Annotated in this window: 14 protein-coding genes; 8 read left to right on the forward strand and 6 right to left on the reverse strand. The window is 56.8% G+C overall.

The window, feature by feature from the left end; genetic code table 11:
* From SJY13_RS20895 to SJY13_RS20920, 6 genes are all read right to left on the reverse strand, one after another.
* Positions 1-768 (reverse strand): SDR family NAD(P)-dependent oxidoreductase, encoded by a 768-nt coding sequence (locus SJY13_RS20895; protein ID WP_377193988.1) that lies wholly within the window; start codon positions 766-768, stop codon positions 1-3.
* Positions 768-2474: an IlvD/Edd family dehydratase gene (locus SJY13_RS20900; RefSeq protein WP_377193990.1), complete on the reverse strand. Its 1707-nt coding sequence runs from the start codon at positions 2472-2474 to the stop codon at positions 768-770. Before SJY13_RS20900 ends, SJY13_RS20895 begins: the two co-directional genes overlap by 1 nt.
* A gap of 48 nt (positions 2475-2522) precedes the next feature.
* Complete coding sequence (melA, locus tag SJY13_RS20905) at positions 2523-3863, reverse strand: alpha-glucosidase/alpha-galactosidase (protein WP_377193992.1); 1341 nt, start codon at positions 3861-3863, stop codon at positions 2523-2525.
* 21 nt (positions 3864-3884) lie between these two features.
* Positions 3885-4733 carry a carbohydrate ABC transporter permease gene (locus SJY13_RS20910; RefSeq protein ID WP_085822161.1) on the reverse strand — a complete coding sequence of 283 codons (849 nt, stop codon included), beginning with the start codon at positions 4731-4733 and terminating at the stop codon, positions 3885-3887.
* A 1-nt stretch (position 4734) separates the two neighbouring features.
* Positions 4735-5658: a carbohydrate ABC transporter permease gene (locus tag SJY13_RS20915; RefSeq protein WP_377193994.1), complete on the reverse strand. Its 924-nt coding sequence runs from the start codon at positions 5656-5658 to the stop codon at positions 4735-4737.
* Positions 5659-5753: 95 nt separating this feature from the next.
* A complete protein-coding gene (locus tag SJY13_RS20920) occupies positions 5754-7013 on the reverse strand; it encodes an ABC transporter substrate-binding protein (protein WP_085822163.1) in 1260 nt (419 codons plus the stop codon).
* 138 nt (positions 7014-7151) lie between these two features.
* Between SJY13_RS20920 and SJY13_RS20925 the strand changes: the two genes are divergently transcribed.
* The 8 genes from SJY13_RS20925 to SJY13_RS20960 all read left to right on the forward strand — a co-directional run bounded on the left by SJY13_RS20925 (position 7152) and on the right by SJY13_RS20960 (position 17060).
* On the forward strand, positions 7152-7958 hold the full coding sequence (locus tag SJY13_RS20925; protein WP_377193996.1) for an IclR family transcriptional regulator: 807 nt from the start codon (positions 7152-7154) through the stop codon (positions 7956-7958).
* Positions 7955-9013 (forward strand): ABC transporter ATP-binding protein, encoded by a 1059-nt coding sequence (locus SJY13_RS20930; RefSeq protein ID WP_085822165.1) that lies wholly within the window; start codon positions 7955-7957, stop codon positions 9011-9013. The genes SJY13_RS20925 and SJY13_RS20930 overlap by 4 nt, the downstream gene beginning before the upstream one ends.
* Positions 9014-9171: 158 nt before the next feature.
* Positions 9172-10131 (forward strand): dihydrodipicolinate synthase family protein, encoded by a 960-nt coding sequence (locus SJY13_RS20935; protein ID WP_377193998.1) that lies wholly within the window; start codon positions 9172-9174, stop codon positions 10129-10131.
* Positions 10122-11054 carry a 4-hydroxyproline epimerase gene (locus tag SJY13_RS20940; RefSeq protein ID WP_377194000.1) on the forward strand — a complete coding sequence of 311 codons (933 nt, stop codon included), beginning with the start codon at positions 10122-10124 and terminating at the stop codon, positions 11052-11054. Before SJY13_RS20935 ends, SJY13_RS20940 begins: the two co-directional genes overlap by 10 nt.
* The gene (locus SJY13_RS20945; protein ID WP_377194002.1) at positions 11051-12289 is read left to right on the forward strand and encodes an NAD(P)/FAD-dependent oxidoreductase; all 1239 of its coding nucleotides are present in this window, start codon (positions 11051-11053) and stop codon (positions 12287-12289) included. The genes SJY13_RS20940 and SJY13_RS20945 overlap by 4 nt, the downstream gene beginning before the upstream one ends.
* Positions 12290-12298: 9 nt before the next feature.
* Entirely contained in the window at positions 12299-13321 is a 1023-nt protein-coding gene (locus tag SJY13_RS20950) for a trans-3-hydroxy-L-proline dehydratase (RefSeq protein ID WP_377194004.1), read from the forward strand.
* A 126-nt stretch (positions 13322-13447) separates the two neighbouring features.
* A complete protein-coding gene (locus tag SJY13_RS20955) occupies positions 13448-14614 on the forward strand; it encodes a tetratricopeptide repeat protein (RefSeq protein WP_377194006.1) in 1167 nt (388 codons plus the stop codon).
* A 232-nt stretch (positions 14615-14846) separates the two neighbouring features.
* Entirely contained in the window at positions 14847-17060 is a 2214-nt protein-coding gene (locus tag SJY13_RS20960; protein WP_377194008.1) for an NADP-dependent isocitrate dehydrogenase, read from the forward strand.
* Positions 17061-17301: the final 241 nt, after the last annotated feature.

Raw genomic sequence — 17301 nt, forward strand, 5'->3', positions numbered from 1 at the left:
CTATCCTGATACTACAACGCCGCCGTCGACGGCCATGCATTGACCTGTCATGGCTCGGCTGGCCTCGGACGCAAGGAACAGGGTCGGCGCGATCATGTCTTCGGGCGTAAGATGGTCTTTCAGGCACTGGCGCTCCAGATGTGAGGCCAGATCTTCGGGCGTGGCCCACATGTCCAGCTGTTTCTGCGTTAATACCCATCCGGGTGCCAGCGCGTTGACCCTGATTTTCTGCGGACCCAATTCGCGGGCAAGCGAGCGGGTCATTCCGGTAATCCCGGCGTTCGAAGTGGTATAGATCGGATAGCCTGCATTGCCCATAATGTAACTGATCGAGCTGAAATTGATGATCGCGCCGCCTTTACCCTGCATCTGGCGGGCGGCCTCCTGACAGGCAAAGTAATAAGCCTTGAGGTTCACCTCGATCATCCAGTCCCAGAATTCCGTGGTGGTTTCCTCAAGCGAATGGCGTTGATCATTGGCCGCATTATTGACCAACACGGTCAGGGGACCATGCGCCTCGGCAGCTTGCACCATCGTGGCGTGCAATAGCTCTGTATCCGTCATGTCGCCTCGCTTGAACAACGGTGCGCGCCCGTGCTTTTCACGCATCTCGTCGACAAAAGCGCTGGCATCTGATCGGCCGATAAAGGCGACATTCGCGCCTTGTGACAGGAACCCGTCGGTCAGCGAAGCGCCCACACCCGATCCTCCGCCGGTGATATAGACGGACGCTCCGTTCAGGTCGTGAAATGTGGCTGGTTGATCCATCAGTGGCTCTCTCTGGTCACAAGGCGGGTGTCTTTGCCTACAAGAAAATCTAGGTCGGCGCCCTGATCAGCCTGCAGCACGTGGTCAATGTAAAGCTTGGCATAGCCGCGGGTATAGTGTGGCTCGTCCGGTTGCCACGCGGCGCGGCGAGCGTCCAGTTCCTTTTCGTCCACAAGTAATTCAAGCGCACCCTTGCTGGCTGACACGCGGATACGGTCTCCGGTTTGCACCAATGCCAGCGGGCCACCAGCCTGCGATTCGGGGCTGACATGCAGGATGACGGTACCAAACGCCGTGCCGGACATGCGCGCGTCCGAAATTCGGATCATGTCGCGCACGCCTGCTTTTACCAACTTGGCCGGGATCGGCATATTGCCGACCTCCGGCATGCCCGGATAGCCCTTGGGGCCGCAGCCCTTAAGCACCAGAATGGTCTCGGGTGTCACCGGCAGATCGTCGCGGTCGATATTGGCCTTCAGATCCTCAATGCTTTCAAAAACAAAGGCCTCTGCTTCGGTTTCCAACAGCCCGTCTGTTGCGGCTGAGGGTTTAACGATGGCCCCGTTGGGTGCGAGATTCCCCCGCAGCACCCGCAAGCCAGCCGCAGGTTTAACCGGGTCATCAAAAGGCCGGATCACATCGCGGTTAAAGCATTCGGCCCCGTCGTAATAGGCTGAAATGTACTTGTTTAGAACGGTCTTGGCCGGGCGCAAGTGCGGCTTTATCTCGGACAGCACAACCGGCACGCCGCCCGCATAACAGAAGTCCTCCATCAGGTATTTTCCCGATGGCATGCAATTCACCAGCAGGGGGATTTCCGACCCGATCTCAAAGTCTTTCAGCGTCAGATCAACACCCACGCGACCTGCAAGGGCCAGCAGGTGGACAACCGCATTGGTCGAACCACCGACGGAAGCATTGGTCAGTATGGCGTTCTCAAAGGCTTCTTTTGTCAGGATATCGGATGGCTTCAGACCCTCATCCACCATCTCAACGATCCGCTTGCCGGTCAGATGCGCCAGTGCCATGCGACGTGCATCCACAGCAGGTAAGGCGGCGTTGGTCGGCAGGCTCATGCCCATCGCCTCGACCAGCGAGGCCATGGTGCTGGCGGTGCCCATTGTCATACAGACCCCGGCACTGCGAGACATGCCGGATTCGGCGTTCATGAAGTCCTGCAGGGTCATTTCACCCGCCCGCACGGCCTCGGAAAACTTCCAGACATCCGTGCCTGAGCCGATATCCTGCCCGCGATACTTGCCGTTGAGCATCGGGCCGGAGCTGACAACGATTGAGGGCAGATCGACCGAAGCCGCGCCCATCAATTGCCCCGGTGTGGTTTTGTCACAGCCGCCCAGCAGGACAACGCCATCGATGCCATAAGCACGGATCAATTCCTCAACATCCATCGCCAACAGATTGCGAAACAGCATGGCGGTAGGTTTCATTTGGGTCTCACCCAAGGACATCACCGGAAATTCAACCGGAAAGCCTCCTGCCTCCCACACACCGCGCTTTACGCCCTCGGCCAAATCACGCAGGCCCGAGTTGCAGGGCGTGAGTTCGGACCAGGTATTGCAGATACCAATGATGGGTCGCCCGTCGAAAGCGTGATCCGGAAAGCCCTGGTTCTTCATCCAGGACCGATGGATAAATCCGTCTTTGTCGAGTTTTCCGTACCAGTGTTGTGAACGGCGTTTCTTCATATCTTGGGGTGCTTTTCAGGCAAGGGGTGTCAGGGCGAAATGTAACGATCAGGCGGCACGGGCCGGGCGGCACCAGTCGGGTAGCCAATCGGCATGGGCGGTCAAAAGATCGCTCACCAGGTTTCGGATCTGGCGCAGGTCAAGCTCGGCCGCAGTGTGGGGATCCATCATGGCTGCGTGATAGATGTAGTCAGGGTTTTGATCGACCAACGCACGAACGGTCAGTTCCTGAACGTTGATCTGTGTGCGCATCAGGGCAATCAATTGCGGAGGGATGTCCGCCACAACCGAGGGCTGCACCCCGTTGGCATCCACAAGGCACGGCGTTTCCACTGCCGCGCCCAAGGGCAGTTGCGGAATCTGCCCGGTGTTCGGCAAGTTGCCATAGGCAGTATAGGGCGTATCGGTGACAATCGCATTCATCAGGTCAGCGGCAAATTCGTGACTGCGGACAACATCGATATTGCGGCCATCGGTCAGCGTCTTGGCCTGTTCTTTCCAGGATTCCACCTGTTCCACACAGCGCGTGGGGTATTCATCCAGCGGAATACTGAACTGCGCGATCAGGTCCTGCCGACCGTCTTTGATGAACCACGGCACATACTCCGCGAAATGCTCCGAGCTTTCGGTGCAGAAATAGCCCAGGTGGTCCATTACCTCATATCGCACCTTGTTCGGGCAGCGCGGCATCAGCAGGGGTGGTTTGGGAAAGCGGCCGCTGGCATAACCCTGCTGCAGCGCAGGATAAAGATCACGCCCGTTATGTTCCAACCGCAAGAAGAATGCGACGTGATTCACGCCCGCAACCTTGTATCGGAAGTCCTGTTTGGGCAGGTCCAGATCATGGGCCAGTTCTTCGACCGTGTTTTGAACCGAATGGCACAGACCCACATGTTTTAGCGTTGGGAACTGTTCGGCCAGCGCCCAGGTGTTGATTGCCATCGGATTGACGTATTGCAACAGCGTCGCGTCTGGACATAGCTGCATCATGTCCTGCGCCACATCCCACAGCACAGGCACGGTACGCAGCCCGCGCATTATCCCCCCCACACCCAACGTATCGGCAATGGTTTGACGCAGCCCGTATTGTTTGGGGATCTCAAAATCCGTCAGCGTACAAGGTTTGTAACCGCCAACCTGAAAGGCGGTGATAACGAAATCCGCACCATCCAGCGCTGCCTGACGATCCGTATGGGTGGACACAGTTGCCCCACTGCCGACCGAACGGATCATGGCGCGGGCCACGGCTTCGCTTTCGGCCAGACGGGTCGGGTCGATATCCATCAACGCAAAGTGGCTGTCGGACAGGGCGGGGGTCAGCAGAGCATCGCCCACGATATTCTGCATGAAGATCGTGGAGCCTGCTCCAACAAAAGTAATTTTAGTCATGTGGCAAACCTTGGTTTGACGTTATTTTACGGCACCGAGGGTCAATCCCGCGATAAAGTGTTTCTGCATCAGGAAGAACATGGCCACCGGCGGCAGGGCTGCAACGATGGAACCGGCGCTCATTAATTGATACGCGGCCCTGAACTGCGCATTAAAGCTGGTGATCCCCGCCGTTACAGGCTGGCTCTCTGCGCCTTGGGTCAGAACAACGGCCCAAAAGTAATCGTTCCAGATGAAGGTAAAGATCAGCACGCTGAGCGCCGCGATTGCGGGCTTCATCAGCGGCAGGACAACATACCAGAAGATGCGCCATTCGCTGATGCCTTCGACCCGTGCGGCCTCGATCAGTTCGAACGGCAGGGCACGGATGAAATTGCGCATGAACAGCGTGCAGAATCCGGTCTGAAAGGCGATGTGAAACAGAACCAGTCCCGTTTTGGTGTTGTACAGCCCAAGCTCGAGGGTCAGGTCGCGGACCGGCACCATCAGAATTTGGAACGGTACAAAATTGCCTGCAACGAACATGAAGAAGATCCAGATGTTCGATTTGAACTTATAGATCCCCAGCGCAAACCCGGTCATACTGCTGAGCGCGACGCACCCGAGCACCGTTGGGATGGTGATCAGGAACGAGTTCATCAGATAGCGTGGCATGTCCGAATTGAAGAAGACTTGCCCATAGTTGAAAGCACCTTCAAAACGGGACGGCATCCCCCAGTAATTTGCGTTGGTGAAATCCGCTTCGGGCTTGATCGAGAAAAGCGCAACCGCAAGCAGGGGGCCTAGCCACAGCAGCAATGCAACCGGCAGCATCGCCTTATAGGTGATTTGTGCTGCACGGGGTTGTTTTTCGATGGGTTTGGGAAACATTTCAGTGCCCCCTTTCTTCGCGGTACATCGACCACAGGAAGTAGGCGATGAAGCACAGCATGATCAGGAACAGGATGACCGCAATTGCAGCGCCGTATCCCATGCGGAACCCGTATTCGGACAGCGCGACTTCGAACATGTAATAGGCCAGAACGCGGGACGACCCGAACGGCCCACCTTGCGTCATGATTGAAATCAGGTCGAACGAACGCAGCGCCCCGATGATTGTCACAACAAATGCGATGAAGGTTGCCGGGCGCAGTTGCGGTAGGATGATGTGCCACAACATCCGCGCGCCCTTGGCGCCGTCGAGGCGACCAGCTTCGATCTGTTCGGGGTCAACGGCGTTCAGGCCAGTCAGATACAGGATCATGCAATAAGCCGTTTGCGGCCATAGACCCGCAAAGATGATGCCGTAAGTCACGAACCGCTCATCCCCCAGCACGTTCAGCGGGCCAAGACCGAAGAAGCCCAGAAACTCGTTCAGCAAGCCAAAGGTCGGGTCATAGAACCAGGTGAACACGAGGCCCACGACCACCTGAGAGATGACAAACGGGAAGAAGAAAAGCGACTTATACAGACGAATGCCCCAAACTGTCTGGTTCAGAAACAGCGCAATGAACAAACCCGCCGGGATCGCTGCCAGATACAGAAGCAGCCAGATCAGATTGTTCTTGAGCGAGATGTAAAACGCATCCCGGTCAGCCCATTCCCAATACAGGTCTTCGTAGTTGCGAAAGCCCACGTATTCGGCGGCACCAAGACCATCCCATTCGTACAGGGACAGATTAAACGACTGGAACACCGGGATGATCACATAGACCATAAAAAACAGCAGACCGGGGGCCAAAAACAGCCAGGGCGCGATGCGCTGTTGGTTTCGATGGAACCAGCTTTCTTGTTCTGGGACGTCAACGGCTGACATGGGAAATCTCGGGTTAGGTCAAAGGAGTAAGGCGGGTTGTCACCCGCCTTACGCAGGTCTGGGTACAGCCCGGGCCGTGGCCCGGCCTGACCGGATCAGTTGTCGTAAATGCGCTGACGCGCGCGTTCCAGTTTGGCCAGAATACGGTCTGCATTGTCCGGCTTGACCATGAACTCCTGGAAGCCTTCCATCGACGCCTTGGCCATTTCAGCCGGGGCATCGCGGTCCCAGAACTGGGCCACACCGCCTGGGCTGTTGGACGACAGCATCTCAAAGCCCTGGTTCAGGAACTTGTCGCTATCAACCGAAGACTGCGCATTTACCGGCAACTGGCCCAGGTTTGCACCATTGTTGATCTCGGTCTGCACGTCCGGTGAGACGACAAAGCGCAAGAATTCGCGCGCGGCTTCTTTGTTGGCGGCATTTGCCGGAATGTGGAAGGTATCCGTCGGCGCATCTTCGGCCAACTCAACGTCAGGGTTGATCGCAACAAACTGATAGAAATCAATCTGATCGTCGGACAGACCCGCTTCGCGCAGGGGCGCGACAGCAAAGTTGCCCATCAGATAGGCAGTGGCGTCCCCATTGACCATGAAGGGCAGGGCTTCTTGCCAGCTGTAAGTCTGGTGGTTGTCGATGAACGCGCCCATGTCGATCAGCTGTTTCCAGTTGGCGAAGGTCTGCTTGACCCGATCATCTTCCCAGCTGATTTCCCCATTAGCCAGCTGCTGGTGAAAATCGAACCCGTTGGTGCGCATGTTCAGGTAGTCGAACCAGCCACCAGCGGTCCACAGGAACTTGGTGCCGATGGTGTAACAGGCGCGGCCCGAATCGACGATTTTCTGGCAGTTGGAAATCTCTTCTTCCCAAGTGGTCGGCTCGCTCAGGCCCAGTTCGTCAAAGATGTCTTTGCGATAATAAACGCCCCACTGATAGTAGGTGTAGGGCACGCCCCACTGCTTGCCGTCGATGGTCATCGCACCTTTGGTCGAGGCCAGATTGTCGGCAATCGCAGGCTCGGCCCACAGGTCCGAGACGTCTTCGAACAGGCCGGCGTCAACATAAGGCTTCATCCGGTTGGCGGCATACCAAGTAGCAACATCCGGCGTATCCGCCGTCAGGAAGTTGCGGATCTGGGTCTTATAGGCTTCGCGGTCGATAACCGTTGTTTCAATTTCCAAACCCGGATGCTGGGCCGCGAACTGATCGATCATTGCCTCCATCGTTGCACGCGGAGCCGGGTTCGATGTGTCCAGGAAAATGCGCAGTTCGCCAGTCAGTTCGGCAGCCGCCGGTGCAGCGAGCGCAACGCTCATGGCCAGCGCGGCCGTTGTGCGCGTGAAGATGGAATGCATGGTTTCCTCCCTTAGCTTCCATTTTAGTTCCAATTAATGAAACCGAGTTTTATATATTGAAAACTACACATCATATCGGTTAGTCTTGTCAAGACCCTCGTGCCATCGGTCGGGGGAAAGTGGAGGAGAATACGCGCCGTGGCTGGTGACGGAACAATAGGAAAAGCATGTGACGTGCTGGAGCAGGTGGCGGCGTTTGCCCGCCCTGTTCGATTCGCGGAATTGCTGGAAAGCAGCGACTTTCCCAAGGCTACGCTGTACCGGTTTCTGCAGACTCTGACCAATCAAGGCATGCTGTCCTACGACCCGGATCGGCAGACCTATGCACCCGGAATGCGTCTTGTGCGTCTGGCTCATGCGGCGTGGACACAAAGCTCTCTGGCGCCGATTGCGCGGCCATTTCTGGATTCACTCAGTCGCGAAACCGGGGAAACAGTGCATCTGGCCCAGCTTGATTCCAGTCAGGTCTTATATGTCGACAAACGCAACGCAGCCCAGCCGATAGAGATGTATTCACAGGCGGGCAAGGTTGGACCGGCCTATTGCACCGGTGTGGGTAAGGCGATGATGGCCTTTCTTGAGGATGAGGCCCTGAACAAGGCGGTCTCTCAGCAAAGCTATCACCGGTTCACCGACAAGACACTGGCCTCGGAAAAAGCCTTGCGCGCCGATCTCGACCTGATCCGCGGCCGGGGCTATGCCGTCGATGATGAGGAACACGAGCCGGGGATCATCTGCATTGCCTGCCCGATCCTGACTTCAGGCGGACGAGTGCTGGGGGCAATCTCGATCACCGGATCAACCGAACGTATGAATTTTGACCAATTGGAATCCTGGGTTCCCCGAGTTCGGCGCGTGGCCGAACAGATCGGAATCGAAGCCCAGGCCTGGCGGTTCCCTGAGACCCGCACAAACGCTCACAACGACAGGATGCAAGCAACATGACAGGTGTCACTCTGAACCAGGCAATCAAACGCTACGGACAGACTCAGGTCATTCACGGCATTGATCTGCAGATCGAAGACGGTGAGTTCTGTGTGTTTGTCGGCCCCTCGGGCTGTGGCAAGTCCACATTGCTGCGGATGATTGCAGGCCTTGAGGAAACGTCCGAGGGGCAGATTCACATCGGCGCACGTGATGTGACCGATATGGATCCGGCGAAACGCGGCGTGGCGATGGTGTTTCAGACCTATGCCCTCTACCCACACATGAGCGTGGCCGAGAATATGGGCTTTGGCCTGCGGATGAACGGGGTCGCCAAGGACGAGATCAACAAAAAGGTGCAGGAAGCATCAAATATTCTGAAGCTGGACCAGTACCTAAAGCGCAAGCCCAAGGCCCTATCGGGTGGTCAACGCCAACGCGTGGCCATTGGGCGGGCCATTGTACGCGGACCCGAGGTGTTTCTGTTCGACGAACCTTTGTCCAACCTCGATGCTGAACTGCGCGTTGAAATGCGGGTTGAGATTGCGCGTCTGCATAATGAAATCGGCGCGACGATGATCTACGTGACCCATGATCAGGTCGAAGCGATGACCATGGCCGACAAGATCGTGGTGCTGCGCGATGGCCGGATCGAACAGGTTGGCGCTCCGATGGATTTGTATCGGGACCCGGACAATCGGTTTGTGGCCGGATTCATCGGCTCTCCGGCTATGAATTTCCTGGATTGCGATATCGTGGACGGAAAGATCGCGCACCCTGCGCTCAGCGAAGCTTTGGTGCCGACCGTAAATGTGCCTGCAGGCATGACCAAGGTGACACTTGGCATCCGCCCCGAACACATTGAGATTGACCGGTCTGGCGATACTTGCACCGTTGATCTGACCGAAGCGTTAGGGGGCGTAAGCTATACCTATCTGCTGACACCAAATGGTGACAAACTGATCGTGGAAGAGCGTGAGGATCAACGCAGTGCGCAGGGCGAACGCATTGGGATCACTTTTCGCCCCGAGCGGACCATGTTGTTTGATCCCGAGAGCGGACAGCGATTCCGGTAACGCATTTAACCACCTTCAATGCAAGCGCGCCGATCTTCCGATCCGGCGCGTTTTTTGTGGCAGATTTGATATGGATTTTGTATCCAATATCCGATATGGCGAGTCGAAAGGGTCATTTCTGTAGGCCCAGGCCCTGTTTCTTTGGAAGGATGACATCGATGTCGACCAATGTTTTCGCCGGCACTATGCCTGCACTGATGACCCCTTGTACGGCAGATCGTGCTCCTGATTTCGATGCGCTCGTTCGAAAGGGACAACAGATGATCGATGTCGGCATGTCGGCTGTGGTCTATTGCGGTTCGATGGGGGATTGGCCGTTGCTGACCGATGAACAGCGGATGGAGGGGGTCGAGAGGCTGATCGGGGCAGGGCTGCCCGTTGTTGTCGGCACCGGGGCCATCAACACCAAGTCCGCCGTAGCCCATGCGGCCCATGCGCAAAAAGTGGGCGCGGTCGGCCTTATGGTCATTCCTCGGGTTCTGTCACGAGGCAGTTCTCCGACCGCGCAAAAAAATCACTTCAAGGCGATCTTGTCAGCAGCACCGGACGTACCGGCAATCATCTACAACAGCCCCTATTATGGCTTCGCAACGCGCGCTGACTTGTTCTTTGCCCTGCGCGCCGAACATCCCAACCTGATCGGGTTCAAGGAATTTGGCGGAAAAGATGATCTGCGTTACGCGGCCGAAAACATCACCAGCCAGGACGACCAAGTGACCCTGATGGTCGGCGTTGACACCGAAGTTTACCACGGCTTTGTCAATTGCGGCGCCACTGGCTCAATCACCGGGATTGGTACTGCCCTCCCGCGTGAGGCGCTGATGCTGGCGGAATTGTCCAAAAAGGCCGCAAAGGGCAACGCCGAAGCTCGCCTGCGCGCACAGGAATTGACGGAAGCCATCCAGGTTCTGTCCACCTTCGACGAAGGTCCTGACCTGGTGCTGTATTACAAGCATCTTCTGGTTTTGAATGGAGAACAGGAATATCGTCTGCATTTCAACGAAAGCGATGAGCTGACTGACGCGCAGCGCAATTATTGCGAACAGCAATACGCGCTGTTCGGAGCTTGGTTCTCTGATTGGTCCAAACAGGGTGGGGTGATCGCTGAATGCATGTGATCGACAGCCATACGGGGGGCGAACCAACGCGTGTTATCCTGGACGGCGCGCCTGATCTGGGATCCGGCCCGCTGGCCGACCGCGCCCTCCGTCTGGCCACCGAACATGAAGAGTTTTATCGCTCGGTGATGCTAGAGCCGCGCGGCCAGCCGGCTATGGTCGGCGCGCTGCTGGTCGAACCCGTTGACCCGACCTGCGTAACCGGCGTGATCTATTTCGACGTGGATGCCGTTCTGGGCATGTGCGGGCATGGCACTATCGGACTGACAGTCACGCTTGCCCATTTAGATCGGATCGACGTTGGGATGCATCGGATCGAAACCCCTGCCGGAATTGTTACGGTCGAATTGCACGATACCCACACGGTCACTGTCACAAATATCGAAAGCCGCCGGGTGGCCGCTGATGTCACTCTGGACGTGCCCGGGTATGGCATGGTTACCGGGGATGTTGCCTATGGCGGCAACTGGTTCTTTATCGTTGATCCCAGCCCGATCCAGATTGAGGCCAGTAACATCCAACACCTGACCGACATGGCAATCGCTATTCGAACGGCGTCCATTGCGCAGGGCATCGGTGGCGAACAGGGTGAACCGATTGACCACGTGATCTTTCAGGACGCATCACCAGCCCCTGACATTCACAGCCGCAATTTCGTTCTGTGCCCCGATGACAATTATGACCGCTCCCCCTGCGGCACAGGCAGTTCCGCGCGGTTGGCGTGCCTGGCCGCTGACAGGGCGCTGCCACCGGGGCAGGAGATCGTCCAACAAAGCGTCATCGGCAGCACTTACCGCCTGTCGTATCAGCCGGGTCCGACCGGAGGCATCATCCCCTCGATCACTGGGCAGGCCCATATCATGGCCGAGGCCAAGTTGATCTTTGACCCAAACGATCCCTTCCGAAACGGGATCGCCCCATGACCCAGAAGGTTGTCGTGATCGGGGCCGGTGTCATCGGCATCACGACAGCGCTGGACCTACAGCGCCGGGGGCACTCTGTTCTGGTTCTGGACCGCGGGGATGCCGCCACGCAGGCCTCAGCCGGAAATGCCGGGGCTTTTGCCTTTCCCGAAGTGGAGCCGCTGGCAACGCCAGGCATTTTGCGAAAAGCGCCAAAATGGTTGCTGGATCCACTGGGCCCATTGTCGATCCCACCCGCCTATGCGCTGCAGATTTTGCCCTGGATGGTGCGATTCCTGCGGGCCAGCCGTTCGGATCGCTACGCATCCCTTTTATCCGCCCAAGTTAGTTTGATGAAACTGTCCAGCACGGCCCTGAACCGCCTGATCGCGTCAGTTGATGCCGAGCCTTTGCTGCAGCGTGACGGCCAGATGCAACTTTACGAAAGCGAGGCAGAGTTCCAGGCCAGCCTGCCGACCTGGACCCTGCGTCGGGATCACGGGATTGAATTTGAACTGCTGGACAGCCGCGAAGCGATTGCAGAAAAACAACCTGGCCTAAGCCCTCGATTCACCCATGCGGGCTATACGCCCAACTGGATGAACACTGTCGATCCGGAAAAATGGGTTGCGCATCTGGCACAATCCTTCCGAGACCGAGGGGGGCGGATCGAAACACAGGATATCCGGGCACTCTCCCCGGCGAATGACGGGATAAAGATTGCCTTTGGCGATGGCCATGTCGACGCGAGCAAAGTCATAGTCTGCGCCGGGGCGTGGTCGCATCACCTTGCCCGCACGCTGGGTGATCACATCCCCCTTGAGACCGAGCGCGGCTATAACACAACCCTGCCCGCAGGGACCTTTGACCTGCGCATGCACCTGACATTTTCGCGCCATGGTTTTGTCGCTAGCCGCATCAATAACGGCGTCCGGATCGGTGGCGCGGTTGAACTGGGCGGGCTGAACCTGCCGCCGAACTACCGACGGGCGGATACTTTGCTGACCAAGGCCAAACAGTTTCTACCCGGACTAAAAACCGAAGGTGGTACACAATGGATGGGGTTTCGCCCCTCGATGCCGGACAGCATCCCGGTTGTCGGACCTTCGCCGAAATCGGCCAGGGTCATCTATGCTTTTGGTCACGGACATCTGGGACTGACACAATCTGCCGGAACAGCCGAGCTTGTGGGCGCATTGGTCGACGGCCAGCCCAACCCGATCGCGATGACCCCATACTCTCCCAACCGGTTCTAAGGAGGACACATGCGCAGTGCCAAAACCATCCATGTCATCTCGGCCCATGCAGAGGGCGAGGTCGGCGACGTCATCATCGGCGGGGTACAGCCACCACCCGGGGATACTATCTGGGACCAACGCTCGTTCATTGCGCAGGATCAGACTCTGCGCAACTTTGTCCTGAACGAACCGCGCGGCGGCGTGTTCCGCCATGTCAATCTGCTGGTCCCGCCCAAACACCCCGAGGCTGATGCTGCCTTTATCATCATGGAGCCAGAAGACACACCGCCCATGTCGGGATCGAACTCAATCTGTGTGTCGACCGTGCTGCTGGATGGCGGGATAATCCCGATGCAGGAGCCGGAAACACATCTTACCCTTGAGGCACCCGGAGGGCTGGTTCGCGTGCGCGCTGAATGCCGCCAAGGCAAGGCCGAGCGCATATATGTACAGAATGTCACCAGCTTTGCCGATAAACTGGACGCGCAGGTTGAGGTCGAGGGGATCGGAACCCTTCGCGTGGATACCGGGTTTGGCGGCGATAGTTTTGTGATCGTCGATGCCGAGGATCTGGGGTTTGCCCTGACCGCGGATGAGGCCGCCGATCTGGCGCGATGCGGCGCAAAGATCACCGATGCGGCCAATGAACAACTGGGCTTTCATCACCCCGATGCCGACTGGTCACACATCTCGTTCTGTCAAATTGCCGGCCCGCTGAGGCGCGAGGGCAAAGTTTTGACCGGCCGCAACACGGTTGCAATCAAGCCGGGCAAACTGGATCGGTCCCCCTGCGGAACCGGCGCATCGGCGCGTATGGCGGTGATGCTGGCCAAGGGTCAGATGGGCGCGGGTGACATTTACCACGCGCGCTCTGTTATCGACAGTGAGTTCCGCTGTCGCATTGTGAAACAAACCGAGTTGCAAGGCCGTGCAGCCATCATCCCGGAAATCTCGGGTCGCGGCTGGATCACCGGTACCCATCAACACATGCTGGACCCCGATGATCCGTGGCCCGGTGGGTATCGGTTGAGCGACACCTGGGGCGTATAAACAACCATTACGGTTAAATGTGTTACTTTTCAGACTCACTTTCAAAGGGTTGGAGGTTAAAAGACTTGAGGGACAGCCGGACTCATACCACCTAAAGATTAGTATTGCTGACCCAAAGGAGCCCTGATGCACATACGTCTTGCTGCCCTGATCATCGTTATCGTCACCCTGATTTTGTCGTTCAATTCGCCCTCCAAATCGGGACCGGATTACACGCAAATGGCCGAGGCATGTCTGGGCAACAAAGGTGGGATGTCACACGTGGTCGCAGCCTGCACAACGCTGATGGAAGGCGAGGGTGTTAGCCTGGAAAACCAAAGCAGGCTGCTGAGAGCCCGTGGTTGGGCCTACTACTGTGGCAAGCAGTATAAAGACGCAATTTCCGACTATGAAAAAGCACTGGACTTGCGCCCCGGCGATACAATTTCACGCTTGAGGCGCGCCAAAGCTCTGGATGCCCACGGCAACCCGGATGCGGCGAAGGATGATTACGCCAAAACACTGTTGATGGATCCGACCAACACAACTGCGTTGCTCGGAATGTCGAGAATAGATGAAAAACAGGGAAACCTTGCGGAAGCCATCCTGGGTTATAAGCGGGTGCTCGAGATCGAGCCTAGTAGTGAAGGAAGCGGTTATGCAGTTGCGTATCTGATAAATAAAATTGATGGGAAAGAAGGCGTTAAGCAGTTTTTGGATCACGCTTCAACGCGCTGGCCAGAACAGCCTTGGGCTTACGAGCTGCTCGTGGAATACCACCTCAGTTACACTGGCAATCACTTGGAGGCGTTGGAAGCTATATCAGAAATCGCCTGTTTGACGTCTGACATTGAGACGGTGTTGGCGTTACGGGCCCGCGTGCACCTTGGAATTGGTGATGAAAAAAAGGGGATAGACTACGTTAAGAAACTGGCTGCTCACCAATATGCAAATGATGATACCAAAAAAGGCTTTTTCATAAGGCGTTGGTTTAATGCTGCGATCAAATGGTATTTGTGGAGAGACAAAGAAGAACTGTTTTTTCGCGGGTATCTCTTTGCAATTTTTAACCGACCGGACTTGGCGGCGCAGGACTATGAAAATGCTCTACAGGCGCTAGGATATAGAGGTCGAAAAGAGATTTTGGATATTTTCGTTCGGGACGGAGTGTCAGTCTCTCAACAAGCGTATGCCGGATCTGCCGAGCATCTTGAGAAAGTGATTTCGGACTACGTGGTACAATCTGGCAAAAGGTTGGAGCGCCTCAGGTTTCAACCAGTAAACGCAGCGCCACACGACTTGAAAGAAAATTAGCCTGACGGTTCAGAGATGTTACAGCTTTCAGCAATTGCTTGCTTTCTTAACCCCGTGTCAATTTGCGCCCCCTCTAAACGATTGATCCCAAGCCAAACCTGATTTATGGGAGGCCCTGTCAAATCAGAGTCACCAGCGGGGCGGCTGCATTCACAAGCCCCGATATCCGCCACGCAGATGTGGCACGCTCTTGGATCGCACGCCCCGAAAGGCTTAAAAAAGGTAAAAGAATATGGCAGATAAATCAAACTTCGACATATTGTATACCATTGTAGACGAAGCGCCCGAACTGGCCAGCGCCTCGTTCCTGCCCATTATTCGCAAGTTCGCCTCGGCCGCGGGCGTCAGCGTTGGCACCAAGGACATTTCCCTGGCTGGCCGCATCCTGGCGACCTTTCCAGAGAATCTGACTGACGCGCAGCGTATCACCGATGATCTGGCGGCGCTGGGTGAATTGGTAAAAACACCCGATGCAAACGTGATCAAGCTGCCCAACATCTCGGCCTCGGAGCCGCAGCTGGTGGCCGCCATTGAGGAACTGCAATCGCAGGGCTATGATATCCCGACCTATCCCGAAGAACCCTCGACCGAAGAGGAAAAGGCGATCCGCGCGCGCTATGACGCAATCAAAGGCTCAGCCGTCAATCCGGTACTGCGCGAAGGCAACAGCGACCGCCGGGCCGCGCGGGCGGTAAAAAATTACGCTCAGAAGAACCCGCACTCGATGGGTGAATGGGCATCGGACAGCAAGACCAAAGTCTCGTCCATGCCGGGCAATGATTTTTACGCCAATGAAAAATCGGCCACCATCACGGCTGCTAAGGCCGGCGATGCCAAGATCGAATTTGTTGGCAAAGACGGCAGTAAAACCGCCCTGAAAGACGGCTGGCCGCTGGCCGAAGGCACTGTGGCCGACGCGACATTCATGTCGGTCAAAGCGCTGTCTTCATTCCTGGCGGAAGCTATCGAAGACACCAAGACAGACGGCACCATGTTCTCGCTGCACATGAAGGCCACAATGATGAAAGTCTCGGACCCGATCATTTTTGGCTATGCGGTCAAAGCATGGTTGGCCCCGGTTTTCGAGAAGTTCGGCGCGGAGCTGGACGCTTTGGGTGTGAACCCAAACTCGGGCCTGGGTGATCTTCTGGATCGCGTTCAGGGCAATGCCGGCATCATGGCCGCCATCGACGCGATCAAGGGCGAGCGCCCGGCCATGTACATGGTCGACAGCGACAAAGGCATCACCAACCTGCACGTGCCGTCAGACGTGATCATCGACGCCTCAATGCCAGCCGTAATTCGCGCAGGCGGCAAGGGCTGGGACGAGACCGGTGCAAAGGGCGACACCAACTGCGTCATCCCCGACCGGTGCTATGCCACTGTCTATGACGAATCGATCAATTTCTTCAAAGCCAATGGCGCGCTGAACCCGGCCACGGTTGGTGCCGTTGCCAACGTTGGTCTGATGGCGCAGAAGGCCGAAGAATATGGCTCTCACCCGACCACGTTTGAGGCCCCGGCCGATGGCACCATCCGCATCGTTCTGGCCAATGGCGAGATTTTGCATGAACATGCGGTTGAAAAAGGCGATATTTGGCGGGCCTGCACTGTCAAGAAAGCACCGATCGAGAATTGGATTCAGTTGGCCATGGACCGTCAACGCCTGACCGGGTCCGAGGCGATTTTCTGGCTGGATTCAAGCCGCGCCCATGACGCAGAGTTGATCAAATACGTCAAACCGGCACTAGACGCTGCAGGCGTTGCCGACAAGTTCCTGATCATGGCCCCCCGCGAAGCGACCCGTCAATCGCTGGAGACGATCACCGCAGGAAACGACAGCATAGCAATCACTGGCAACGTGCTGCGCGACTACCTGACCGACCTGTTCCCGATCCTGGAACTAGGCACCTCGGCCAAGATGCTGTCGATCGTCAAACTGATGAATGGCGGTGGTCTGTTTGAAACCGGCGCGGGCGGGTCGGCCCCGAAACACGTGCAGCAGCTGGTTGAAGAAAATCACCTGCGCTGGGACTCGATGGGTGAGTTCTGTGCGCTGGGGGAATCTCTGAATTTCCTGGCCGACAGCAAGGGCAACGCCAAGGCAGGTGTTTTGGGCGCAGCGGCAGAGGCTGCAACGCAAGGCATTCTGGACGACAACCGCTCACCCAGCCGCAAGGTTGGTCAGCCGGATAACCGCGACAGCCATTATTGGTTCGCGCGCTACTGGGCCGAGGCATTGTCAGCGCAATCCGACGATGCCGCCCTGGCCGCCGAGTTTGCGCCGGTTGCGGCAGAGCTTGCGGCGAAGGAAGAGCAAATTCTTGGCGAATTGGCTGCTGCACAAGGGCCCGCAGCAGATCTGGGCGGCTATTTCCACACCGATCCTGCCAAGACAGCTGCGGTAATGCGCCCAAGTGCAACACTGAACGCGATCATTGACTAAGTACACAAGGCCACGCCCGACGGGCGTGGCTTTTATCGTCAAAAAACAATCTGTTGGATAGAAAAAGGGCCGACCCCCAAAGCCGACCCTTTTTGAGTGAGTGGAGAGGCCTGAGCCTCACCGGTGTAGTTGTCCTTACCGTAACAGCCCCAGAAACTATGGGTATTAGGGATTTCCCGTAGCCTGTACTTGCCTGCAACTGGAACGAACAAAAAGGGGCCGGTCCCAAGACCGGCCCCAA

Origin of the sequence: Ruegeria meonggei (assembly GCF_042768335.1) — a bacterium.
Classification (GTDB): domain Bacteria; phylum Pseudomonadota; class Alphaproteobacteria; order Rhodobacterales; family Rhodobacteraceae; genus Ruegeria; species Ruegeria meonggei.